Genomic DNA, 22,595 nt, shown 5'->3' with positions numbered 1-22,595 from the left:
TAATTTGGAATTAAACTTCGTTTGAAGGTCTCTGCACAAATAAGCTAGGGTATACAGAAACTTTCTTAGATATAGTTACGTATTCTTTGATATACCCGATTTTTAGAAAAATTAGGGAGATCATGATGATTGTGGAACTTTATATAGACAAAAGTTAAGAAACCGATGTAAGATAGCAACATAAAAACAGCCTTTAATGTGGAGTTTATACAAGTATTTTTCTAGAGTGAGAGCTAGGAAACCAATTTTAGATCTATAATACAAGGTACTTTTGTAGAATTGGTAAAAAGTAGTACAGATTCAAGGACAAGGGTCTATATAAATAATTCAAAATAGGTATATTAAAAACAAATGATTAGCAAAACGTTTAATAGTATGGATAAACCAAAGGGATCATTTGAAGACTAAATGGAAGGGAGTCGTGTATTGGATGATAGGATATATTATATTAGCAGTTGTTATTATGTTAGCAGTATTATTATTATCCTTAATGACTATTTCAAAAGGATATGCGTATAAACATACAGTAGATCCTTTACCAGAAGATCAAGAGCAAGATGGGTTAGACGAACATTTAGATCGAAAGGGGTAATACATCATGAAATTTTCTACGATAGGTACTAGTTGGATAACAGAAGCATTTTTAGCCGCCGCATCCAACCTATCTGATGTTCAGTTATATTCCGTATATTCCCGTTCAGAAGAGACAGCTAAACAGTTTGCACAAAAAAATGGAGCAGATGAATGGTATACAAATATTGATGATATGTTGGAAGGCGAATCTGATTTCATTTATATTGCATCACCCAATAGCATGCATTACAAACATATCATTAAATGTATGGAAAAGAAGAAACATGTATTTTGTGAAAAGCCTCTTGTTTATAATGAGAAGCAATGGAGGCTGATAAAAGAAAAAGCTTCTGAGCACGGTGTTTTTGTATTTGAAGGGTATCGTCATTTATTTTCTCCGAATTACATGCACCTGAAGAATACACTCCCAAAAATCGGAGAAATTCGCAGTGTGTTATTCCAATTCGTTCAATACTCGTCACGATATGATGCTTTTAAAGAAGGAAAAGAGCCAAATGTGTTTTCTAAACAATTCGCTGGAGGCGCACTGATGGACTTAGGTGTGTATCCACTTAGTATGGCGATCGACTTATTTGGTGAACCAATGGATGTAGATTATTTTCCTGTCTTATTAGAAAATGGTATCGATGGAAGCGGAACACTTGTTTTAATATATCAAGGTTTTACAGTCACAATAATGTGCTCTAAAATTGCTCAGGCAACGATACCATCTGAAGTTCAAGCAGAAGAGGGGACGTTAACCGTTGATCATATAGCGCCAATTCAACATTTAGAGTGGTTTGATCGTAAAACAAAAGAAACGCATGAAATAGCTGAAAAACAACATCAAGAAGATATGGTATATGAATTGGAAGCATTTATCCGAATGATAAAAGAACAAGATCACTCTAGTCATGAACAATGGCTGGAAAGAAGTCGTCAAGTTGTAAAATGGGCTGAAATTGCCAGAAGAAAGCAAGGGATTATATTTCCAGAAGAAGATTAAGGTAAGAATAAAAAGATCGCATCTCCATTGGACGAGATGCGATCTTTTGGTCTCTTTATATAATGTTAAACTTCTCCATTACATAGCATTTCAGCGGTAATATTAGGTTCTACTGTATGCATGTCTGTGCTAAATCCATTTTTCTCTAATAACTTTGCGACTGTACCGTCTTCCTTTAATTCAGCTAGTTTTTCATTATAAGCATCACGTAAAGCTGTATCATCTAAATGGAATGCAGGTGCACCATATGTCGGCACGCCTTCAACATCAGGCTGCTCAAAATCAGTAACAAACTCCAATTCATCCGTATCGGCATTTTCTAAAGCTAATTTAATGGTAATATCAGTTCCTGTTGTTGCATCCGCTCTGCCAGATTCAACAAATGAGAACATCTCAGGGATGGCTGCTGCATTGGTAATTTGACCTTCAGGAACCCCCTCTGATTTTAAGAAGCCATTTTCCATTGCACCAGACATAGCAACGACAGTAGCATCTGGATTATCTGCAATATCTTCAAAGCTATTTAACCCTAATGGATTTCCTTTTGGAACAATTAAACCATACCCATATTTTAATTCAGGTTCAGCAAAGGCTGCATTTTCACAGCGATCAGGATTAATTCCCATACCTGCTGTAATGACATCAAATTTCTTAGCGTTAAGACCTGGAATCAATTGACTATAATCGGCAAGATGAGATTCCATATTTTCGATGCCTAGCTCTTTAAATACAGCAGCAGCAATATCAACGGCGGCACCTTTCAGTTCACCATCTTCCTCATATGCATAAGGCTTTTCATTCGAAAAACCAATGGTAACCGTACCTTCTGCCTGTAAGGATGATAATTTACTTTCTTGTTTACTCTCACTACTAGTTTCATCTGTGCCACAACCTGTTAGTATTGCAAACGAAATGCATATTAACGTTGTCAGGATAAATTTTTTCACGTTGTAAAAGACCCTCCGTTTATTATAGTGTATGAATGAAAGCTAACGATAAGGTATTATGTATGACCCTTACGTTAACACATAGTTATTAGCTTAGTGGAATTTAAAATTTATCTCAAACTCAGTATTTTTCAATAAATTACTATATCGTTTTAATATATTCCATGAGAGTCTAATTAATTCAATATCTTAAAACATGCTATCCCTTAATCTAAAATGCTGAAAATTAAATGTGAAAACGGTTAGTTGGTTTAGATTAATGTGGTGGTTAGGCTAAGGAAGCTCGGAAAGGGAACAAGGCAGCTTGTCGATGCAAAAATCAGTTATGAGGGTTGCCAAAAGTGGATCGAGAGTGCATGTCGATGCAAATTACAGAAGTGATGATCGTCAAAAGTTACTCGAGAATGCTTAATCGAAGCACAAACCAGCAGTAAATTTACCAATAGTGAATCGAGAATACGTCAGTACCTAAACTAGCATTTATTTGATTGATTTTAATTTATATTTTGGACAATGAGTTCACTTTTTGATGTATATTTAACGGAATGAGGATCCGCGACCATGCTTCAAATGGGGTTTTTCAGGAAATAACGGAAAGAGGATTCATCAATTGAAACTAGGTGGTCCCTGGTTCCGTTATTGCATAAAGATATCACACTTTTAAGGTCGAGAGGAATCCTCATTCCGCTAATAGTCAATACTTCAAGTATAAATCTTCATGAGTACGGCATCAATAAATAAAAAACACACGCTATTAAAATAACGTGTGTACGTAGATTTATTCACTAACCTAGCTCACTACACTTTATTAATGTAACTTTTTGGTATCTAGTGGTTTTAATTTAGCTTCTATCTCTTCTCGTCGATCCTCAAAAAATGGTGGTAATGCTAGTGATTCCCCTAAATATTCTATATCTTCATCTGTTGCAAATCCAGGTCCATCTGTTGCTAGCTCGAATAAAATCCCATTTGGTTCACGAAAATATAGTGATTTAAAATAGAAACGATCGACTAACCCGGAATTTGGCACCCTAATTTCCTGTAGGCGATCTCGCCATTCAGCTAATTCTTCTTCATTTTCTACACGGAATGCTACATGATGAACACTTCCCCGTCCTGGCCGTTCTCTTGGTAAATCATTTCGGACTTCAAGGTGAACTTCAGCACCTGTACCTCCTTCTCCTGTTGAAAAAATTTGAATGGGTGGTTGATTTTCCACTGGTGATGAATATGTTCCTACCTGTTTAAATGTCATAAGCTTTGTCAGGATGGCAATGGTTGGCTCTGGGTCTTTTACTGTTAACTTAGAAGGTCCAAGTCCGATTATTCCTTTCTCAACAGGTACACTACTCCGATCCCAAGGTATACCACCGACTACACCTTCATTTGTTTCATCTGATACTAAAGCTAATCGTTGTCTTTCAGGGTCACGAAAATGGATTACTTTCCGCCCAGCTTCTTCTGAAATCCCTTGATGTTCCACTTCATATTCGGTGAGTCTATTTACCCAATAATTCAGAGCATCATCATTTGGTACACGTAAGGATGTATTCGATATACTGCTGATTCCTTCGTAGGTGTTTCCTGCTTGTGGAATTTCAAAAAAGGTCAAATCGGTTCCAGGATTTCCGACTTCATCAGCATAAAATAGATGATAAACCGATGTATCATCTTGGTTTACTGTTTTTTTAACAAGACGCATTCCTAAGACTTCCGTATAGAAATGGTAATTTGCTTCTGCATTGGCTGTAATTGCAGAAACATGATGAATTCCTTTTAGTTCCATTAATAAACGCCACCTTTAAAATTTATCACGAATTCGAGATAACTTTATTATAGATGAGAAATCAAGCATATGTCTACTGTTCTGTTTCATTGTAGTCCAAGTCTTCACGAGGCCTTAAGCCATTTTGTAATTGACGAATACTAAGTCCGAAGTCCATCTGTAGGTGGGGGTAATCCTTAAATTGTTTCCAATCTCCACCCCATTCAAAGCCTAATTCTTTTGCAACACCAGCTACTTCTTCCCAATCTGATTTTCCATTATCGTTTCCGTCATAATTGGTATCCCATGTAATATTTCCATTGGTATCTATAATGGCAAAATCAATTGCTAGTCCATAATTATGATAGGACTCGCCACCTTTTGCATATGTAACAATATTGCCGTCTTTTGACCTTCCTTGTTCATACAACTGGTTTTGTTCCTCGATCGATCGGATTGTTTCAGTGATGACCATATCGATGTCTAAGGTAGAAACTTTCTCTAGTAATATTTCTTTTTTTATTTCTACAATAGGGTGGAGTTCTGTTGGAATAGGTGCATCTTGCCCTAGATCAATATAGCGACGATCTATTTGATTGTAAACGTATAATAGCGTCATGAAAAATAAAATAATCACAATCCATAGTAAAAGACCTTTCCGAATTGTTTTCATTACAATACTCCTTAAAAGATCGATATAATGTGGTTAGTATAACAACTTGTAATGGGGGAATAAAGAATAAGGGGTATAATAGGTACTAGGAAAAGAAATAGTTCACATAAAATCATATATAATAGGAAGGAATGGAGGAAATTATGGGTGAAATTATTATTTGGATTATCATTATTGCATTATTTATAGCTAGCTTTATAGGAATATTATTTCCGATTATCCCATCTGTTCTCGTTTTATGGATTGGTTTTTTTCTCTATCATTTTGTGATTGATGCTGACGAATTAGCTGTCTATTTTTGGATTGCGATGACTGTCTTTACCCTGATTTTAATTGTCGCTGATATTATAGCGAACAGTTACTTTGTCAAAAAATTTGGAGGTAGTAAATGGGGAGAAAGAGGTGCTGCAATCGCAGTTATTGTTGGATCGTTCGTGACTCCTCCGTTTGGTATCATTATCGTCCCCTTTATTGCGGTTGTTATAATCGAATTGTTGCAGCAACGAACAGTAAAAGAAGCAGTAAGAGCATCTATTGGTTCGCTAATTGGGTTTCTTAGTGGAACAGCAGCCAAAATTGTTATCCAGCTTATTATGATTATTTGGTTCTTCTTTGTTGTTATATTTTAATTTAGAAAGGTGATGTATCATGAAAAAGCCAGCTCGTGTATTAACTATCGCTGGCTCAGCGGCTGGAGGTAGTGCAGGAATACAAGCAGATTTAAAAACCTTTCAAGAGCTAGATGTATATGGAATGAGTGTGATTACTGCGATTGTAGCCAAGCATCCAGTTACAAGAAAAAATATCCACCTACAAACAGTAGAAGCAATAGAGGCACAATTTGCTACAGCACGAAAACAAGTTGGAGTCGATGCAGTAAAGACTGGCATGTTATTTTCAAAGGATATTATACAACGAACGGCACATTTAATTAGGGAGACATCGCTTCAACATGTTATTGTTGATCCTGTTATGGTTGGAAAAATGGGATCCATCCTTTTAGATGACGATGCGATAGAGGTTTTGAAACAGGAATTGATTCCACAGGCAACCATTATTACACCAAATTTACATGAAGCTTCCATATTATTGGATAACCGACCATTAACTACAATAGAAGATTTAAAACAAGCAACTATTGATCTATATAGCCTTGGGTCACAGTATGTTTTAATAAAAGGTGGAAGAAACCTAAATGGTCCCGCAGTTGATGTATTATTTAATGGAAAAACGGTAACCCTGTTGGAAGCACCTAAGATCGATACTAGAAATACAAGTGGTGCAGGTTGTACATATTCAGCTGCAATTGCTGCATATGTAGCAAAAGGAAAAACATTAATACAGGCTGTAGAATTAGCAAAAGATTTTGTGACGACTGCTATTTCATATGGTTTTTCTTATACAGATATCGTAGGTCCAACCTATCATGCAGCAAGACGGAAATTTGGTAGTGAGCATGCTATTAAGATAGATAATGAGGAATAGGAATAACATAGTAAGTTTGTTATACTAAACGTAGACGCACTACAACTAGGAGGTATATAATGGAACATGAACACGAACATGATCATCGTCATGAGACTGTAACAACAAGAGAAAAGGAAGACCTTTTAGGATTAATTCAGATGCGTTTTGGCGGGGTCCCTGAAGATATAAAAGGGAAAATTATGGCACTTGAGGATTTAGATGTATTAGATCGTCTATTTCTAATTGCCGTAAATGCTGCAAATTGGGATGTATTTGTTTCTGAATTAAATGAAGGAAAAGATTCCTTTAAAATCGTTGGAGATGGATTTGATCCTTTGGCAGAGGTAGATAAGAAAAAAGAATAGATTCATTAGTTGAAATGGGGGAGTAAAAGTGGGGAAACATGCGTTAATTAATGTTGATTATACCAATGATTTTGTAGCAACGGATGGGAAGCTAACTTGTGGGGAGCCTGGACAGGCAATTGAGGACAATGTTGTTTCGATTACAAAAGAGTTTTTGGATAATGACGATTATGTTGTATTTGCCATTGATGCGCATCAAGCAGAAGACCCTTATCACCCAGAATCTACACTATTTCCACCTCACAATATAATCGGAACTCCAGGTCGTGATTTATATGGGAAATTATCTGGCCTATACGAAGAGCACAAACAAAAGAAAAATGTATATTATATTGATAAAACAAGATATAGTGCTTTTGCAGGAACAGATCTCGAAATAAAACTTCGTGAACGAGGGATAGAAGAAGTTCATCTCGTTGGCGTTTGCACGGATATTTGTGTATTACATACAGCAGTAGATGCTTACAACAAAGGCTTTAAAGTAGTTGTCTATAAAGATGCCGTAGCAAGTTTTAATGAAGCAGGACATGATTGGGCACTAAGTCACTTTACGAATACGTTGGGCGGAACTGTAAAATAAGTGACGAGTAAGAATAATGAACTATCCTACTTCTTGACTTTGATGCAATAGATAGCTATATTAAACATTACAATATATAGGAAAAGCGTTGATAAGGATCAGTATAACCAGGTGTCTTTTCAGAGAGGAAATGGTTGGTGCAAATTTCTAAAGACACAGGTTAGAACCTACCTTTTGAGTTCGCCATCATAACGAGCATATGCTCTGGAAGATGTGCGCGGTATAAAGCCGTTATCTAATGAAGTGTGTAAGTTATTCTGATGAATGCTTGCAAACAAGGGTGGTACCACCAATCCTCGGTCCCTTTACGGATGGAGGATTTTTTGTATGTTTGGAAAGTATAAAATTTTAGCCAAAAAGTGGTTTCAACGTTGTCAACATTTTAATGTACCAAGTATTAGAAAAACGAACAAATTCGCTAAGAACGAGCAAATACGAGTTTTACTAATGTTTTTAATTAAATTTATATAAGGAAGGTGTTTAGTGTGGGGAAGAAAAATAAGCAGTTTGTGGAGAAAGTAACAGCAATGGAAGACGATTTTGCGCAATGGTATACAGATGTCGTCAAGCAGGCTAATTTGGTTGACTATGGATCTGTCCGTGGAACCATGATTATTAAACCTTATGGATACGCGATTTGGGAAAACATTCGAGATGAACTAGACCGACAAATTAAAGCAACTGGCCATTCTAACGTATCGTTTCCTTTATTTATTCCAGAAGGGTTACTACAGAAAGAAAAAGATCATGTGGAAGGATTCGCACCAGAAGTAGCATGGGTTACACATGGTGGAGAAGAAGAACTAGCAGAACGTTTAGCTGTCCGTCCAACTTCTGAAGTGCTTTTCTGTGAATACTATGCAAAAAATGTTCATTCTTATCGTGATCTGCCAATGTTATATAATCAATGGAGTAATGTGGTGCGCTGGGAAAAAACAACACGTCCATTTTTACGTTCATTAGAATTCCATTGGCAAGAAGGTCATACAGCACATGCTACAAGTGATGATGCAGCGGAAGAAACGAATCAAATGTTAGAGGTATATGCAGATGTTGTAGAAAACTATCTTGCAATTCCAGTTGTTCGTGGCAGAAAAACAGAAAAAGAAAAATTCGCAGGTGCTAATTATACATTAACAATTGAAACATTAATGCATGATGGGAAAGCCTTGCAAGCTGGTACGTCTCACCACTTTGGCTCTGGATTTGCTGAAGCGTTTGATATTACGTATTTAGACGAAAACGGTGATAGTCAATATGTGCATCAAACGTCTTGGGGAATTACAACACGACTAATTGGAGCATTAATTATGGTACATGGAGATAATCGAGGATTAGTGATCCCACCTCGCATTGCACCAACACAGGCCATTGTTGTTCCAATCGCCCAGCATAAAGAAGGCGTATTAGATAAAGCATATGATTTACACGATCGCCTTAAAGATCTTGTCCGTGTGGATATTGATCCTAGTGATAAAACACCAGGCTGGAAATTTAATGAGACAGAAATGAAAGGTGTTCCAGTTCGAATTGAAATGGGACCAAAAGATATTGAAAAAGATCAAGTGGTATTGGTTCGCCGTGATACAGGAGAAAAAGAGTTTGTAGCACTTGCAGAACTTGAACAACGTCTACCAGTTCTTCTAGAAGAAATTCAACAAAACTTATATCAGAAAGCATTGGACCATCTTAACGAAAAAACATCAGTTGTAGTAAATATGGATGAGTTTAGCCAGACGCTTGAGCAAGAGGGTGGTTTCCTAAAAGCGATGTGGTGTGGAGATGAGGCTTGTGAAGAAAAAATTAAAGAAGAAACACAAGCAACATCACGTTGTATTCCATTTGAACAGGAAAAAGTAGCAGATACATGTGTATGCTGTGGAAAAGAAGCAAAAGAGTTAGTATATTGGGCAAAAGCATATTAAGTCAAAACCGAGTGCTAGGCGTTAGCACTCGGTTTTTTATGTTTAAATATTTTTAAGGTTGTATTCTGAAAGGTTGTTGCTTTATTAAGTGTATAAATTATAATGCACAGTTGATATAAATTGCGACGTAAATTGCGTCGTTGATTTCCGCTTCGGACAGTCACTTATGCCCCTGGTGAAAGCGAAGTGTATTTCCGGAACGGATAAACACTCTATACATAGCCTTAACTCACGTCGCAATCTATAGAAAATGCGACGTTAAAAAACAAGAAAAAATGCGAAAAGAGCCTTTTATAAAGAAAATAGTAAAAAACCTATTGCATTAGTATACATAACTGTGGTATAAATATACATACAGATTAATAAATATACATTACGCGAGGAGATAATATGAAAAAACAATTACAAACAGAAATAAATAAAATAAAAAATACATTATGGAATATGAGTGATCATTTATATGAAAATCCTGAAATTGGGGATCAGGAGTTTAAATCGATGCAACTATTAGTTGATTACTTAAAAGAGCATCAATTTGAAGTAGAAACAGGGCTTGTTAATCGTCCGACTGCATTTAAAGCAACTTTTAAAAGTAAAAAGGCAGGTCCTACGATTGCCTATTTAGCAGAATATGATGCATTACCTGGTGTTGGTCATGGATGTGGCCATAACCTTATCGGAACAATGAGTGTTGGTGCAGCGATTACGCTTAGTAAACTAGTAGGGGAAACTGGTGGAAATGTGGTTGTACTTGGAACACCAGCAGAAGAAACAAATGGCGCGAAGGTACCAATGAGTGAGGAAAGTATTTTTGATGATATTGATGTAGCGATGATTCTTCATCCGAGTGATCAATCTTATAAAAGTGGTGAATCTTTAGCAATGGATGCGATTCAGTATAGTTATACAGGTAAATCCTCACATGCAGCTGCATCACCAGAAAAAGGAATCAATGCACTCGATAGTGTAATTCAATTATTCAATGGGATCAATGCATTACGTGAGCATGTTCCATCTGACGTTCGTATCCATGGCATTATCTCAGAAGGTGGCCAAGCAGCGAATGTAGTGCCTGATAAAGCAACCGCACAATTTTATATTCGTGCAAGTGATCGTCAAACATTAAACGAGGTAGTTGAAAAGGTAAAGTATATTGCAGAAGGTGCAGCACTTATGACAGGTGCCAAGTTAGCTATTTCCAACTATGAATTAAGCTATGACAACATGATTACAAACGAGAAACTATCTGATGTATTTACATCTAATTTGCAATCAGTAGATAAACAAAAGATCTATGACGCTAAACAGGGAACAGGATCAATTGATATGGGGAATGTTAGCCAAGTGGTTCCAGCAATCCATCCTTATATCGGGTTAAATCAACCAGGCTTAATTGCTCATACAACAGAATTTGCTGATAAAACAATTACAGAAGATGGGCACCAAACACTAGTTAATGGTGCATTAGCTTTAGCCAAAACTGGTCTTGATATTTTAGTAGATACTGATCTATTTAATTCGATCCAAAAGGAATTTAAGCAATCATGATTTATCTTTATTCATAAAAATGTATAAAAATTCAAATGTGTTATTAAATATAAGGAGCGAGGGAAAATGAAAAAAGGGATTTTATTTATAAGTATTATTTTATTAGTAGGCATACTAGCTGCATGTGGAGATAGTGAAGCAGAAAGTTCTGATGAAGGAGATGCAAATGGAGATAAAGTGTTAAAAATGGCAACATCAGCTGATTTTCCACCTTTTGAGTCTCGTGATCCTGAAGGGAACTTTGAAGGCTTTGATATTGAATTAGCAACGATTATTGCAGAAGAACTAGGCTATGACTTAGAAATCGAGGACATGAGTTTTGATGGATTAATTGGTGCATTGCAAGCTGATCGTGTTGATATGGTTATGGCTGGGATGAGTACAACAGATAAACGCCGCAAAAATGTGGACTTCTCAAATGAGTATAATCATTCAGGAGAAACATTTATATTTAACCCTGATGCAACGATTGAGAGTCTAGAGGATTTAGAGGGGAAAACAGTTGGGGTACAATTAGGTACGATTCAAGAAGAAGGTGCAGACAAATTAAGTGAGGAATATGGATTTGAAGTGAAGAAAGTAGATGATGCTGGAATCCTAGTTCAAGAATTAAATTCAAACCGTATTGATGTAGGTTATATGGATAAAACCGTAGCGAAAGGGTATATGGATGAACAAGGATTTGCTGGTTTTGACGATCCAACCACTGCTTCACCAGGTATGGGGATTGCATTTCCAAAGGGAAGTGATTTAGTGGAGCAAGTCAATGATGTGTTAGCACAACTTGAGGAAAGCGGAGAACTAGATGAATTAAAAGATAAATGGTTATCAGACTATCAATAAGCAGCAACAAAGAAGGCGAGGTGTTAAGGCATGAATTTGGACTTTAGCCAAATCGTGCCTTATATTCCTTTTATATTAGAAGGGATATGGGCAACATTAAAGTTTGTTAGTGTTTCAATTGTGGTTGGATTTGTATTAGGTACATTACTAGCATTATGTAAGATAACAAAAATACCGGGCTTAAAAGCATTAGCAGATGCGTATACATCTATATTCCGTGGGACTCCATTAATCTTACAACTAATGTTAATTTACTTCGCAATTCCGCAATTGACAGGTTATGATATTTCCCCATTTTTATCCGCGATTATGGCATTTGGGTTAAACTCTGCAGCCTATGTATCGGAAATAATTCGTGCGGGTATATTAGCGGTAGATCGCGGCCAAACGGAAGCTGCTGAAGCTTTAGGTATTCCTTATAAGCCTATGATGATAAATATTATATTACCTCAGGCATTGAAAAATATTTTACCAGCATTAATGAATGAATTTATAACATTAACAAAAGAATCAGCACTTGTTTCCACTATAGGGTACTTAGACTTAATGCGTCGTGCACAAATCGTAGGAGCAGATTTGTATCGGAATTTCGAACCGTTATTATTTGCAGGTTTAATTTATTGGATAATGGTCTTTATTTTAACGAAGCTAGGAAGTTTAGTAGAACGGAGGATGCGATACAGTGATTAAGGTAAAGGAGTTATCAAAACAATTTGGTGAGAACCTTGTACTCAATAATATTTCAACAACAATAAACCAAGGTGAGGTAGTCGCTGTCATTGGTCCGTCTGGTTCAGGTAAATCTACCTTTTTACGGTGTTTAAATTTATTAGAGGAGCCAACTGCAGGTGACATTTTTATTCATGATCAAGAAATAACACTTCCTAAAACCAATAAGTTGGAAGTAAGAAAGAATATAGGAATGGTTTTCCAACATTTTCATCTATTTCCACATATGACTGTTTTGGACAATATTACGTATGCGCCACAGAAAGTAAAGCAAATACCTAAATCAGAAGCAGTAGAAATTGGAAAGGATTTGTTATCAAAAGTAGGGTTAACCGAGAAGGAAGATGCGTATCCAAATCAATTGTCAGGTGGTCAAAAACAACGGGTTGCAATTGCACGTGCATTAGCAATGGATCCTGGTATTATGTTGTTTGATGAACCCACTTCAGCACTAGACCCTGAGATGGTTAAAGAAGTATTAGATGTCATGAAAGATTTAGCACAAACGGGAATGACAATGGTTGTAGTTACACATGAAATGAATTTTGCAAAAGAAGTAGCAGATCGAATTATGTTTTTAGATGAAGGAAAATTAATGGAAGAAGGCGACCCAGCTACTTTCTTCCAACAGCCAAAAACAACACGTGCACAAGACTTCCTAGGGAAAATACTATAGGGAAATTAAAGTACCTGCTTAACTTGTAGAGAAACATAGTTTTCTGCAAGGCTACTTTTTGCTTTCTTTGTTGTTTTCTTAATGTCTCAGTTTCTATAAACTATTCATTAAGACTCATGCTTGAAAAACAATATTCTTTTAGTAAACAGCTATTTTAATAAAGAGTATTACGTAAGGTGATACTTTCTATGGCTTTAATGGCTATAGGGATAGGGCCCTTTTACAAAGAGGTCCTGATAAAAAAGATCTTGTTCCTTCATCCTTCTGTGATTATCCGACTAGACTAATCCATGTTTTTCCATTTATATTATCATGTACAGCTTCCTGGAGAGGTGTTAGTGGGTAATCTTCATAAGGATTTCGTTATGTCTAGGAAACTGTTCAAAATCCGTATTGGCAACATCATTTACTAATGCAGGGCAGGGTTGTCCGTCTCTTGTTTCACATTCTACATTTGTTGTTCGAAAAATTTTTCTTTTTCATCCCGACCTTCATTTATCATGTCTTCTACTTATTTAGAGTAATAAGAAATTCCCATAGACCTAAGGTTGTTTTACTATTAGCGGAGTGAGTATTCATCTTACCTCAAAAGTAGCACTTTTCTTATCAATAGCGGAACGAGTGATCCACCCTACTTTTATGGATGAATCGTCATTCCGTTATTTGCTGAAAAACCCCTGTTTGGATTATGGTCGCGGATCGTTCCGTTATATATATGTCAACATTGATAGCAAATTAATTCCCGTCGAAAGTGAACTACTTGTCCTAAGTGGAAAATCAACTGCGCTAAGTTACGTCGCAATTCACATCAACTATTCATTAGATTCATATTGGAAAAAACAACAATTTTTTAGAAAACAGCTTTAGCAATTATTTTTCCAGATGTAAAAGTCCATTTTCGCACAGGACGAACCTGTAGTTTGCAAAAGGACTTAACAAAAAACCAGCATGGAGATGTTTACTCCGATGCTGGTTTTATCACGTCTTAACTGGCAGTAAAACCCCCACTTCAAGACTTAGCGTTTCAAGGAAGTGTAAGTGGGGGATAACTGCCAGTAAAGACCTGATTTGTTCAACTAACATTCAGTAGGGGATGAAGGCCGACTAAAAACGCCACGTCAATCGCCAACGTCGGCACTAGCACGTCCTGTCTCATCGCAAAACCCCTACTGAATGAGTTTCCCTTTATCGTATTATGCGTTTTGTTTTTGTTCTTCTTCCTCAATGATAGCTAGGCGACGATCTATTTCTTCTTGTGATAAGTTGTGTTCTTGTACATAGAGATTACGTGGACTTACACGACATTCATGTGAACAACCACGTAAATATTTATGTTCATTTTCCTCTGAGCAAAGAATTTGTTTATTACATTCTGGGTTTGCACAGTTAATATAGCGTTCACATGGTTTACCGTCAAAATAATCTTCACCGACTACTACATGTTCTTTTTGATTAACAGGAACAGAAATGCGTTCATCAAAGACATAGCATTTACCATCCCATAGCTCACCTTGAACTTCTGGATCTTTTCCATATGTGACAATTCCACCATGTAATTGTGCAACATCTTCAAATCCTTCTTTGACTAGCCATCCAGAGAATTTTTCACAGCGAATTCCACCAGTACAATAGGTTAAAATACGTTTGCCTTCAATAAGGTGCTTATTTTCTTTTACCCATTGTGGGAGCTCTCGAAATGTTTCAATATCTGGACGAATAGCACCACGGAAATGACCTAAGTCATATTCATAATCATTACGAGCATCAAGGACTACCGTATTTTCATCTTGCATGGCTTCGTAAAATTCCTTTGGTTCTAAATATTGTCCAGTTGTTTCATTTGGATCAATGTCATCCTCTAAGCGAAGCGTTACTAGCTCATTACGAGGACGAACATGCATTTTCTTAAAGGCGTGTCCATCATGTGGATCTACTTTAAACTCCATATCATGGAAACGTAGGTCATTATTCATTGTTTCCATATACTTTTTTGTGTTTTCCATTGTCCCAGAAACGGTACCGTTAATACCTTCTTTTGCCACTAATATGCGACCTTTAAGGTCTAAATCTTTACAGAACTGAAGATGCTCTGCTGCAAATGTTTCTGGATCTTCAATTTCGGCATACTTATAATACAGTAATACTTGATAATCGTTACTGTTTTCCATGTTATTACCACCTATCATTCATATTTGCAAGATATAAATGTTTGGTAGTCATATTTGTTTATACTCTTGCAAGAGATAATTGTATCAATTAATAATTTATTTTTCAACTGTGTTTATAGTGATAATGTATAAAAAATAAGCTGATCCAACGTATGGACCAGCTTATTATAGTGTCAAAAACCTATTTTTTACATAGAATACTACTGAGGCAATTAGATATTTGGTTTGTCAAATGATTGGGTAAGGCCATTAAAGAATATCTAATTGCCCAACTAATGCTACTAAGATCTGCAGTAGTACTTGAATAGAGATTGCTACATCGGTATCGGTTGTTGTTACATTTACGCTTTCACTACCTTCAACAACAATTAATTGTCCGTTTTCTTGCCCAACCTGTGCATAGCTTAATAATTCATTTGTTACTTTTTCAGCGCGTGCATCATCTGCGATGGAAAGATTAATGACAATAGCAATAGCTACCTGCAATGCCCCTTGTAAAGATGCCGCAACCTGAGTATCAGTTGTATCTACCGTAACATCAGTAGAATCTGAAATAAAAATTGCTTCACGAGAATTTTGTTCCATATTGGAGATTTGAGTCGCAAATTGATTTACTCGTTTAGAATAATTACCGTTATTAGCCATTAGAAAGTCCCTCCTTAAAGTTTTTTAGTTATAACGGCTTAATCTTTCTTCCTTTTTCCTTGTATCTGTTGTAGTTGATTCATTAAAGATTCTGGTGATGGCTCAACGACAACATTCCCATCTTTGTTCCGTGTATCTTCTAAAAACGTTTCTGTTTGTTGTTGTAAGTTGTTCACTGTTTCTCGAAGCTGATTTTTTTCTACATTACTAAGTTCACGTAATCTGTTGTTTTCTCTGGAAATGTTGTATTTGTTTAGCAAGTTAGAAACATGCATGTTAATTAAACTTTTCGATATTTCATTTAAGTTATTATTCATATTGTCACTAGCCAAAGTCACCTCTCCTTTCTTTCTGTTTACAATTACTATATAGATAAACATGCTATTTTGAGAGGGCTAATATAGCTAGTCAAAGAAGAATGATGAAATTATCCTACTATAATAGCGGAGTTGGATTGGTATTGTTATTGAAAGATTAGCGTAATGAGGAATCGCCTATTTTTATAAGATAAGAAACAACCATGGATCGCCGTAAGAAAAAGTATAAAAATTTGCTCCTATTTCTTCGTATTTGCAGGAACAGCCATGTCTAGCTCCAGCGCCCAGAGACTAGCGAGACTTCCCTCACCTTCGTACGATAAGTCAACATCGGCTTCCTTCGGTCGCCGTGTTTCCTTTATCTCCTACGGCTCAGTCCAGTCTGTACGTCTTTATACGGGTACTTGCGCTTTTGTTCTTGATGTATCATCATTCCGTTATTTCATGCAAATCCTGGTTTGAATCCCCTTCTGTTATTTTATGGAAACATTTATAGCAAATTAATTTCCGTCGAAAGTGAATTATTTTTCAGAAGCAAAATTCAAAGCCTATAATTTAAGATGCAACATCTATCTACTATGTAGTGAAAGGTTAATACTTTAAAAATAAAAAAAATAACTATATGACTTGCTTTTTAGCTCAATAAGGTTTAAAGTTAGTAATAGCAAAAGGAAATTGAAGTTTGAATAATACTTTACGATCTCTTTATCAAAGCGGTGTAAAAGTATTTATGATTCAATTATACTTTGCACTATATTTGTTAAGGAGGTCATTCTAAATGATCAATGGTACAGTAAAATGGTTCAACGCTGAAAAAGGTTTTGGTTTCATCCAACGTGAAGATGGAGATGACGTATTTGTACACTTCTCAGCTATCCAAGCTGATGGTTTCAAAACACTTGAAGAAGGTCAAAATGTTGAATTTGAAATCGTTGAAGGTAATCGCGGACCACAAGCATCTAACGTAGTTCGCCTATAATTATATATAGAAGAAAAGACTTATTTCTTTCGAGAGATAAGTCTTTTTTTATTTTTATTCTTGCTTTATGATAAGGGTATACTTTTTTTACACGTTAGGAAAATTTAAACCAGAAATGGACTCGACGTAGCTAAAATTTTTACGTCCCAAGTATAACACCTTTGCTAAAAGACGAGCGTATGTGAGTTTTGAACAAAAGCTAGAAGCGCCTAGATCACCCCCGATTAGAAAACTTAGCTTGTCGCCAAGTGGCGAAAGCCTTAGTTGCACTTATGCAGTAAGAAAATTTTTCTTATCTGTCAAGTATAAGCCAAGCCTCGTCGTGGCACTTTTTGCGCGTAATGTGGATTGACTTATGACCTCGAGGGGGTAGGCACTGGCCGATGAAAACTCATGCTTCCTTATGTCTTTCGGGCACTAGGACGTCAATCGCTCTCACTGGCTAAAATCGTCACGTCCTGTGACAACGCCAGCACTAGGACGTCAATCGCTCGAAGCTGGACGTGGCCTTTCCTATCCAAAGCAGTAATGACACCAACTTTTTATACTTTCTTACCTTTCAAAAAAGGTGCAAAGGAGAGCTTCTATGGGATCTTTTAACTGGCACAAAAAGGCAGAATATCAATGGGATAAACGTGCTTCTTTTTGGAATGAACGTAGTAAAGATATGTGGGAGAACGGGAGTAGAAAAGACATAATTCCATTCATCAAGAGGCATATTCCAAAAAAAGATTTTATTCTGGATATAGGATGTGGAGACGGCTTCGGTTCCTATCAATTATATAAAGCAGGATACCGTGTGACAGGTGTTGATCTATCAAGTGAAATGATTGGCCGTGCTAAGCGATATGTACAACAAGGTAATGATATGAGCTTTATACAAGGCGATATTACAAAGTTACCTTTTTCAGATAATCAGTTTGATGGGATTATGGCTATCAATGTACTGGAATGGACTGCAAATCCGTTAGAAGCTATTTTAGAATTAAAGCGTGTTATGAAAAGAAAAGCATTTTTATGTGTTGGGATATTAGGTCCCACAGCTGGTCCAAGACAAAATAGCTATGACCGCCTTTATGGAGATGAGGCAATATGTAATACGATGATGCCATGGGAGTTTGAACAGCTTGCTAGTGAAAATGGCTTTACGATAAAAGACGGATTTGGTGTTTATAAAAAAGGGGTAAATAAAAACGAGGTAAAAAATTTATCCATCCCATTACAGCAGGCATTAACGTTCATGTGGGTGTTTATGTTACGAAAGGAAAGTGAGTAAAATTGGAATCAAAAGGTATGGAACAAAAAATTATTGAGAGCTACCAACATGACGAAAAAATGATGATTTTAATTTATGCACAATGGTGTATCAATCACGATTTGGATCCTAAGGAATTGTATCAACAAGCATACCCGCATCAGGTGAAAAATCCTGAGTTAAAAGCAGCATTGGAATTAACCGTTCCCAAGAAGGAGTCCGAGCCTATAGCTGATCAAACCGTGCTAAACGTATTACACCTTTTTGGGAACGATGATCTAGCATTTGTGGTACAGCATGAAATGAACAGCCAATCTAACTCGAAAAAAGCTTGATTAGTGCTTGGGTACCACTATCAGCTTCCCCTTTTGCTGCAAGTTCTTGATATAGCTTAAGTGATAGGGCTAATCCAGGTGTTTCTAAACCCATTTCTTGAGCAGATTCTAATGCAATTTTCATGTCTTTAATAAAATGTTTGACATAAAATCCTGGATCAAAGTCGTTTTGAATCATTCGAGGTGCTAGGTTGGATAAAGACCAACTGCCGGCAGCCCCAGTTGAAATACTATCTAATACACGAGACGGATCTAATCCTGCTTTTTTAGCGTATATAATTGCTTCACATACACCGATCATATTAGAGGCGATGGTTATTTGATTGCTTAATTTCGTATGTTGGCCAGCACCAGCTGGTCCTTGTAGTATGATATTTTCACCAAGGATTTCGAAAATAGGAGACAGCTTCGTAAATACTTGGTTTTCACCACCTACCATAATTGCTAAAGTCCCATTCTTAGCGCCAACATCACCACCTGAAACAGGTGCATCAAGAGTATACATATTCTTAGAAGTTGCTTGATGATCAATTTCTTTTGCTAAGGAAGGCTTTGATGTTGTCATATCAATGAGATAGGACCCTTCCTTTGCATGGTTTAAAATACCATCGTCACCAAGATAGACTTCTTCCACATCAGAGGGATAACCGACCATGGTTATAATAATCGTTGAACTGTTAGAAAGTTCTGCGATAGATGGTTCCCATACTGCGCCAGATTCCAGTAATGGCAAGGCTTTTTCCTTTGTACGTGTATAAACATTTAAAGAATAGCCAGCTTCTAATAAATTTTTTGCCATGCTTTTTCCCATTACACCAGTACCAATAAAACCAATTGTTACATCCTTATTTTCCATTTAAGTTCCCCCTTTTAGGTAATATTCTTTATTTCGATATGGGGGTAGGGAAATCCTTTGTAGAGTAGACGAAAAATAGTTGAAAAATTTAAAATAGTGGAGGGGTTATAGATGAACTGGTATCGTAAATCATTTCAAGAATTAACCAATAAAGAGTTATATCAACTAATGAAGGCTCGTGTTGATGTATTTGTTGTTGAACAAGAATGTCCTTATCCGGAATTAGACAATTATGATCAAGAAGCGTTACATTTTTTTGCGAAAATGGATGATGAGATAGTCGCAATTGTCCGATTGTTACCTGCAGATTTAAAATTTAAAGAAGCATCTATTGGTCGAGTCATGGTAGTTGAGAAATATCGAGGCAATGGATATGCGACACAAATAATGGAAAAAGCCATCAAATTTATAACAGAAGAATGGGAAGAAACGGCTATTAAGATTCAAGCACAGGAATACTTGAAGAATTTTTATGGTTCATTAGGGTTTGAGCAAATTTCTGAGTCCTATTTAGAAGATGATATTCCGCATATTGACATGATTTGGGAACGAAAATAAAGTATCATTCAAACAAACTTACACATAGTATGGTTAGCAATCCTTTTTATACTTATACACCTATTGGAGGCTGATCATATTGATCACTAAGGAGCAACTATCACAGTGTAAGAATGCTTTATTAGAACGACAAAATGAATTAATTGAAAATGTAAAAGATCATTTTGGAATGAATGAAGAATTAATAAAGGAATCAATGAGTGAGTTATCTAATTATGATAATCACCCTGGAGATCATGGAACCGAATTATATGAGAGAGAGAAAGATGTTGCCCTAAACGAACATGCCGAAGAAGAGTTGAAGGAAATTAATGAAGCACTTCATGCAATCGAAGAAGGGACATATGGTATATGCAGTAAATGTGGTGCTGATATTCCTTATGAACGTTTGGCAGCAATACCAACTACAGACCGTTGTGTGGAGCATGCAAGTGATAATACGTTTGAACACCGCCGTACCATGGAAGAAGAAGTATTCAGTCCGAATATTAACCCAGATGAAATAACAGAAGAAGAACAAACCGCATATGACGCAGAAGATGCATGGCAAGAAGTGAGCAATTATGGGACATCTGAATCGCCATCTGATTTTTATGGTGATCGTGACCATTACAATGAAATGTATCCAAATTATGATGAGAATATTGGAAGTGTGGAAGAACCAGAAGGCTTTTTAGCTGCTGACCGACATGGGAATTTTAAAGGTGTTACCCCAAATCATAGGGATTATGAAGATCGTGAACCAGATGAAACTTAAAAGAGGCGCTTTCCGTATATAGTTGTATAAGGAGGCGTTTTAGATGAATAAAAGTGATGGCTGTATAAAGTGTGGAAGTACAGATGCGGATACTAAAGAAGTAGCAATGACAGGAACAGGGTTATCAAAAATGTTAGATATGCAAAATAATCAATTCATTGTCGTTTATTGTAAAAACTGTGGTTACTCTGAGTTCTATAACAAGAAAAGTTCAAGAGGTAGTAATATTCTTGATTTGTTTTTTGGAGGATAGAAAGAACAAAAGCACAAGCGCCTTGATCACCCCCGATTAGAAAATTGGCTTGTCGCCAAGTGGCGAAAGCCTTAGTTGCACTTATGCAGTAAGTAGTTTCTTATCTGCCAAGCATAAGCCAAGCCTCGAGGTGGCGCTTTTTGCGCGTAATGTGGATTGACTTATGACCTCGAGGGGTAGGCGCTGGCTGATGAGAACGCCACGTCCTTATGTCTATCGGCACTAGGTCGTCAATCGCTCGAAGCTGGACGTGACTGTTCCTGTATATGAACAAAATAAAGTCAACATTTCTTATCTTATAAAAAAGCTTGCCACTAGGCAAGCCTTTTTTTAGAAAAAGTTACTAAATAGATCACCAAAGCCACTTTCTAAAAATGGTGTAAATAAAGATTTTATGACATACCAGAACACAACAATATTAATGATTGACCCAATAATTACTAAATATAGCTTGTCAATAGATTCGGATGACTCATGGTTAATTACAAGTGTAGGGACAATCATTAAGATACCTACTAAACTCACTAAGATTGCTACGACGCCAATAGAGCTAAGATTAACAAGTGTTAGTATAAACCCAATAACAAGTAAAAGTGTAAATGGAATTAAGTATGCACCATATTTTGCGATGGTATCTTGAATGGAATAATTGCTTTTTGCCACTTTAAGACAGGCATAAGATAATCCAATAATAATTGCAAATAAAATAATAAACTTAAGAAAAGGCCATAAAAAACCATCTGTAAATGGTACACTTTGTGTTTCCTCGCCAGATCCTAATAGTCCGCCTAATGTACTTAATTCACCCATTGCTTCCATGAAGTTCTTTAGTAATATGTAATAGCCAATTCCAAGTAATAATGCAAAAATAACAACAGATATAATACCAGATACAACATCATTACCATTAGCTTTTACAGCAGCACTTGGTTTTTTGACGAGTGTCATAAAAAAATGGCCAAAGTTGCTACCTGCTGCTTTGACTTGTTCGACAATATCACTTGTTTGTTGTTCTGTTTGAGGTGCTTGAGTTGCTGTATCAACTGTAGCAGCATCTTGTGTTGTAGTTTCATTTGATAATGAAGCACCACAATTTGTGCAGAACTTCCCTTCCTCCGTTTGTTGATTACAATTAGGACATTGCATCATTACCACATTCCTTTCCTTTAAAAAACATCGTGTAGAGATATAAAATATATTATAACACAAATTGATTCGACAATTTCCCAGGAAATCCTTGTTTTTTCGAAAAAATTTTTCATTGGTAGTTTATTAGTTTTTACTCCTCCTATGCTATGCACTAGGAAAAAGAGTAATGCGTTTTCTTACTATTTGGCTCTTTTCTCATTCTTAGTTATTTTCTACGTCGCATCTT

25 protein-coding genes and 1 other annotated feature are annotated in these 22,595 nt (G+C 36.3%); of the genes, 17 read left to right on the top strand and 8 right to left on the bottom strand.

From position 1 onward, the window contains the following. The first annotated feature begins 430 nt into the window (after positions 1–430). Positions 431–592, top strand: coding sequence for a YtzI protein (gene ytzI, locus GHC26_RS13360; RefSeq protein ID WP_163971794.1), 162 nt, complete (start codon positions 431–433; stop codon positions 590–592). Positions 593–598: 6 nt separating this feature from the next. Then, on the top strand, positions 599–1,579 hold the full coding sequence (locus tag GHC26_RS13355; RefSeq protein WP_163971769.1) for a Gfo/Idh/MocA family protein: 981 nt from the start codon (positions 599–601) through the stop codon (positions 1,577–1,579). Positions 1,580–1,644: 65 nt separating this feature from the next. On the opposite strand, the gene ehuB is transcribed toward GHC26_RS13355, so the two are convergent. The 3 genes from ehuB to GHC26_RS13340 all read right to left on the bottom strand — a co-directional run bounded on the left by ehuB (position 1,645) and on the right by GHC26_RS13340 (position 4,964). Then, complete coding sequence (ehuB, locus tag GHC26_RS13350; protein WP_163971768.1) at positions 1,645–2,526, bottom strand: ectoine/hydroxyectoine ABC transporter substrate-binding protein EhuB; 882 nt, start codon at positions 2,524–2,526, stop codon at positions 1,645–1,647. Positions 2,527–3,334: 808 nt separating this feature from the next. Further along, positions 3,335–4,312, bottom strand: a complete 978-nt coding sequence (locus GHC26_RS13345) for a ring-cleaving dioxygenase (protein WP_163971767.1) — start codon at positions 4,310–4,312, stop codon at positions 3,335–3,337. 73 nt (positions 4,313–4,385) lie between these two features. Then, entirely contained in the window at positions 4,386–4,964 is a 579-nt protein-coding gene (locus GHC26_RS13340) for a M15 family metallopeptidase (protein WP_163971766.1), read from the bottom strand. Between the two features lie 143 nt (positions 4,965–5,107). Here GHC26_RS13340 and GHC26_RS13335 point away from each other — a divergent pair, with 143 nt between their 5' ends. From GHC26_RS13335 to GHC26_RS13295, 9 genes are all read left to right on the top strand, one after another. Next, complete coding sequence (locus GHC26_RS13335) at positions 5,108–5,593, top strand: DUF456 domain-containing protein (RefSeq protein ID WP_163971765.1); 486 nt, start codon at positions 5,108–5,110, stop codon at positions 5,591–5,593. 19 nt (positions 5,594–5,612) lie between these two features. Beyond that, positions 5,613–6,449 carry a bifunctional hydroxymethylpyrimidine kinase/phosphomethylpyrimidine kinase gene (thiD, locus tag GHC26_RS13330; RefSeq protein WP_163971764.1) on the top strand — a complete coding sequence of 279 codons (837 nt, stop codon included), beginning with the start codon at positions 5,613–5,615 and terminating at the stop codon, positions 6,447–6,449. A gap of 59 nt (positions 6,450–6,508) precedes the next feature. Further along, positions 6,509–6,796 carry a hypothetical protein gene (locus tag GHC26_RS13325; RefSeq protein WP_163971763.1) on the top strand — a complete coding sequence of 96 codons (288 nt, stop codon included), beginning with the start codon at positions 6,509–6,511 and terminating at the stop codon, positions 6,794–6,796. Between the two features lie 28 nt (positions 6,797–6,824). After that, the gene (locus GHC26_RS13320) at positions 6,825–7,376 is read left to right on the top strand and encodes a cysteine hydrolase family protein (protein WP_163971762.1); all 552 of its coding nucleotides are present in this window, start codon (positions 6,825–6,827) and stop codon (positions 7,374–7,376) included. 79 nt (positions 7,377–7,455) lie between these two features. Next, positions 7,456–7,684 (top strand) — a binding site (T-box leader). Positions 7,685–7,861: 177 nt separating this feature from the next. After that, positions 7,862–9,301 (top strand): proline--tRNA ligase, encoded by a 1,440-nt coding sequence (proS, locus tag GHC26_RS13315; RefSeq protein ID WP_163971761.1) that lies wholly within the window; start codon positions 7,862–7,864, stop codon positions 9,299–9,301. 390 nt (positions 9,302–9,691) lie between these two features. Then, on the top strand, positions 9,692–10,849 hold the full coding sequence (locus GHC26_RS13310; protein WP_163971760.1) for a M20 family metallopeptidase: 1,158 nt from the start codon (positions 9,692–9,694) through the stop codon (positions 10,847–10,849). A gap of 66 nt (positions 10,850–10,915) precedes the next feature. Beyond that, positions 10,916–11,692: a transporter substrate-binding domain-containing protein gene (locus GHC26_RS13305; protein ID WP_163971759.1), complete on the top strand. Its 777-nt coding sequence runs from the start codon at positions 10,916–10,918 to the stop codon at positions 11,690–11,692. A gap of 30 nt (positions 11,693–11,722) precedes the next feature. Next, on the top strand, positions 11,723–12,382 hold the full coding sequence (locus tag GHC26_RS13300) for an amino acid ABC transporter permease (protein WP_163971758.1): 660 nt from the start codon (positions 11,723–11,725) through the stop codon (positions 12,380–12,382). Next, the gene (locus tag GHC26_RS13295; protein WP_163971757.1) at positions 12,375–13,097 is read left to right on the top strand and encodes an amino acid ABC transporter ATP-binding protein; all 723 of its coding nucleotides are present in this window, start codon (positions 12,375–12,377) and stop codon (positions 13,095–13,097) included. Before GHC26_RS13300 ends, GHC26_RS13295 begins: the two co-directional genes overlap by 8 nt. A gap of 1,193 nt (positions 13,098–14,290) precedes the next feature. Here GHC26_RS13295 and trhO read toward each other — a convergent pair. From trhO to GHC26_RS13280, 3 genes are all read right to left on the bottom strand, one after another. Then, a complete protein-coding gene (trhO, locus tag GHC26_RS13290; protein WP_163971756.1) occupies positions 14,291–15,265 on the bottom strand; it encodes an oxygen-dependent tRNA uridine(34) hydroxylase TrhO in 975 nt (324 codons plus the stop codon). Positions 15,266–15,514: 249 nt separating this feature from the next. Next, entirely contained in the window at positions 15,515–15,910 is a 396-nt protein-coding gene (locus GHC26_RS13285) for a spore coat protein (RefSeq protein ID WP_163971755.1), read from the bottom strand. Between the two features lie 38 nt (positions 15,911–15,948). After that, on the bottom strand, positions 15,949–16,242 hold the full coding sequence (locus GHC26_RS13280) for a hypothetical protein (RefSeq protein WP_163971754.1): 294 nt from the start codon (positions 16,240–16,242) through the stop codon (positions 15,949–15,951). Positions 16,243–17,005: 763 nt separating this feature from the next. Between GHC26_RS13280 and GHC26_RS13275 the strand changes: the two genes are divergently transcribed. The 3 genes from GHC26_RS13275 to GHC26_RS13265 all read left to right on the top strand — a co-directional run bounded on the left by GHC26_RS13275 (position 17,006) and on the right by GHC26_RS13265 (position 18,796). Continuing rightward, entirely contained in the window at positions 17,006–17,206 is a 201-nt protein-coding gene (locus GHC26_RS13275) for a cold-shock protein (RefSeq protein WP_163971753.1), read from the top strand. A 586-nt stretch (positions 17,207–17,792) separates the two neighbouring features. Beyond that, entirely contained in the window at positions 17,793–18,482 is a 690-nt protein-coding gene (locus tag GHC26_RS13270) for a class I SAM-dependent methyltransferase (RefSeq protein WP_163971752.1), read from the top strand. Positions 18,483–18,484: 2 nt separating this feature from the next. Further along, the gene (locus GHC26_RS13265) at positions 18,485–18,796 is read left to right on the top strand and encodes a hypothetical protein (RefSeq protein ID WP_163971751.1); all 312 of its coding nucleotides are present in this window, start codon (positions 18,485–18,487) and stop codon (positions 18,794–18,796) included. Here the strand turns inward: GHC26_RS13265 and GHC26_RS13260 are convergent. After that, positions 18,777–19,652, bottom strand: coding sequence for an NAD(P)-dependent oxidoreductase (locus tag GHC26_RS13260; protein WP_163971750.1), 876 nt, complete (start codon positions 19,650–19,652; stop codon positions 18,777–18,779). The genes GHC26_RS13265 and GHC26_RS13260 overlap by 20 nt on opposite strands. A 111-nt stretch (positions 19,653–19,763) precedes the next feature. Here GHC26_RS13260 and GHC26_RS13255 point away from each other — a divergent pair, with 111 nt between their 5' ends. From GHC26_RS13255 to GHC26_RS13245, 3 genes are all read left to right on the top strand, one after another. Continuing rightward, positions 19,764–20,210: a GNAT family N-acetyltransferase gene (locus tag GHC26_RS13255; RefSeq protein WP_163971749.1), complete on the top strand. Its 447-nt coding sequence runs from the start codon at positions 19,764–19,766 to the stop codon at positions 20,208–20,210. A 79-nt stretch (positions 20,211–20,289) separates the two neighbouring features. Next, a complete protein-coding gene (locus tag GHC26_RS13250; protein WP_163971748.1) occupies positions 20,290–20,967 on the top strand; it encodes a TraR/DksA C4-type zinc finger protein in 678 nt (225 codons plus the stop codon). A gap of 43 nt (positions 20,968–21,010) precedes the next feature. After that, positions 21,011–21,220: a zinc ribbon domain-containing protein gene (locus GHC26_RS13245; protein ID WP_163971747.1), complete on the top strand. Its 210-nt coding sequence runs from the start codon at positions 21,011–21,013 to the stop codon at positions 21,218–21,220. A gap of 330 nt (positions 21,221–21,550) precedes the next feature. Here GHC26_RS13245 and GHC26_RS13240 read toward each other — a convergent pair whose 3' ends face one another. Next, on the bottom strand, positions 21,551–22,429 hold the full coding sequence (locus GHC26_RS13240; protein ID WP_226376940.1) for a zinc ribbon domain-containing protein: 879 nt from the start codon (positions 22,427–22,429) through the stop codon (positions 21,551–21,553). Between the last annotated feature and the right edge of the window lie 166 nt (positions 22,430–22,595).

Origin of the sequence: Oceanobacillus halotolerans (assembly GCF_010993955.1) — a bacterium.
GTDB lineage: Bacteria > Bacillota > Bacilli > Bacillales > Amphibacillaceae > Oceanibacillus_A > Oceanibacillus_A halotolerans.
This window is presented reverse-complemented; position numbering and strand designations above follow the sequence as displayed.

Coding starts and splice junctions, on each gene's coding strand:
- ytzI (WP_163971794.1), top strand. CDS start 431: ATGATAGGATATATTATATTAGCAGTTGTTATTATGTTAGCAGTATTA.
- GHC26_RS13355 (WP_163971769.1), top strand. CDS start 599: ATGAAATTTTCTACGATAGGTACTAGTTGGATAACAGAAGCATTTTTA.
- GHC26_RS13345 (WP_163971767.1), bottom strand. CDS start 4,312: ATGGAACTAAAAGGAATTCATCATGTTTCTGCAATTACAGCCAATGCA.
- GHC26_RS13340 (WP_163971766.1), bottom strand. CDS start 4,964: ATGAAAACAATTCGGAAAGGTCTTTTACTATGGATTGTGATTATTTTA.
- GHC26_RS13335 (WP_163971765.1), top strand. CDS start 5,108: ATGGGTGAAATTATTATTTGGATTATCATTATTGCATTATTTATAGCT.
- thiD (WP_163971764.1), top strand. CDS start 5,613: ATGAAAAAGCCAGCTCGTGTATTAACTATCGCTGGCTCAGCGGCTGGA.
- GHC26_RS13325 (WP_163971763.1), top strand. CDS start 6,509: ATGGAACATGAACACGAACATGATCATCGTCATGAGACTGTAACAACA.
- GHC26_RS13310 (WP_163971760.1), top strand. CDS start 9,692: ATGAAAAAACAATTACAAACAGAAATAAATAAAATAAAAAATACATTA.
- GHC26_RS13305 (WP_163971759.1), top strand. CDS start 10,916: ATGAAAAAAGGGATTTTATTTATAAGTATTATTTTATTAGTAGGCATA.
- GHC26_RS13300 (WP_163971758.1), top strand. CDS start 11,723: ATGAATTTGGACTTTAGCCAAATCGTGCCTTATATTCCTTTTATATTA.
- trhO (WP_163971756.1), bottom strand. CDS start 15,265: ATGGAAAACAGTAACGATTATCAAGTATTACTGTATTATAAGTATGCC.
- GHC26_RS13285 (WP_163971755.1), bottom strand. CDS start 15,910: ATGGCTAATAACGGTAATTATTCTAAACGAGTAAATCAATTTGCGACT.
- GHC26_RS13275 (WP_163971753.1), top strand. CDS start 17,006: ATGATCAATGGTACAGTAAAATGGTTCAACGCTGAAAAAGGTTTTGGT.
- GHC26_RS13270 (WP_163971752.1), top strand. CDS start 17,793: ATGGGATCTTTTAACTGGCACAAAAAGGCAGAATATCAATGGGATAAA.
- GHC26_RS13260 (WP_163971750.1), bottom strand. CDS start 19,652: ATGGAAAATAAGGATGTAACAATTGGTTTTATTGGTACTGGTGTAATG.
- GHC26_RS13255 (WP_163971749.1), top strand. CDS start 19,764: ATGAACTGGTATCGTAAATCATTTCAAGAATTAACCAATAAAGAGTTA.
- GHC26_RS13245 (WP_163971747.1), top strand. CDS start 21,011: ATGAATAAAAGTGATGGCTGTATAAAGTGTGGAAGTACAGATGCGGAT.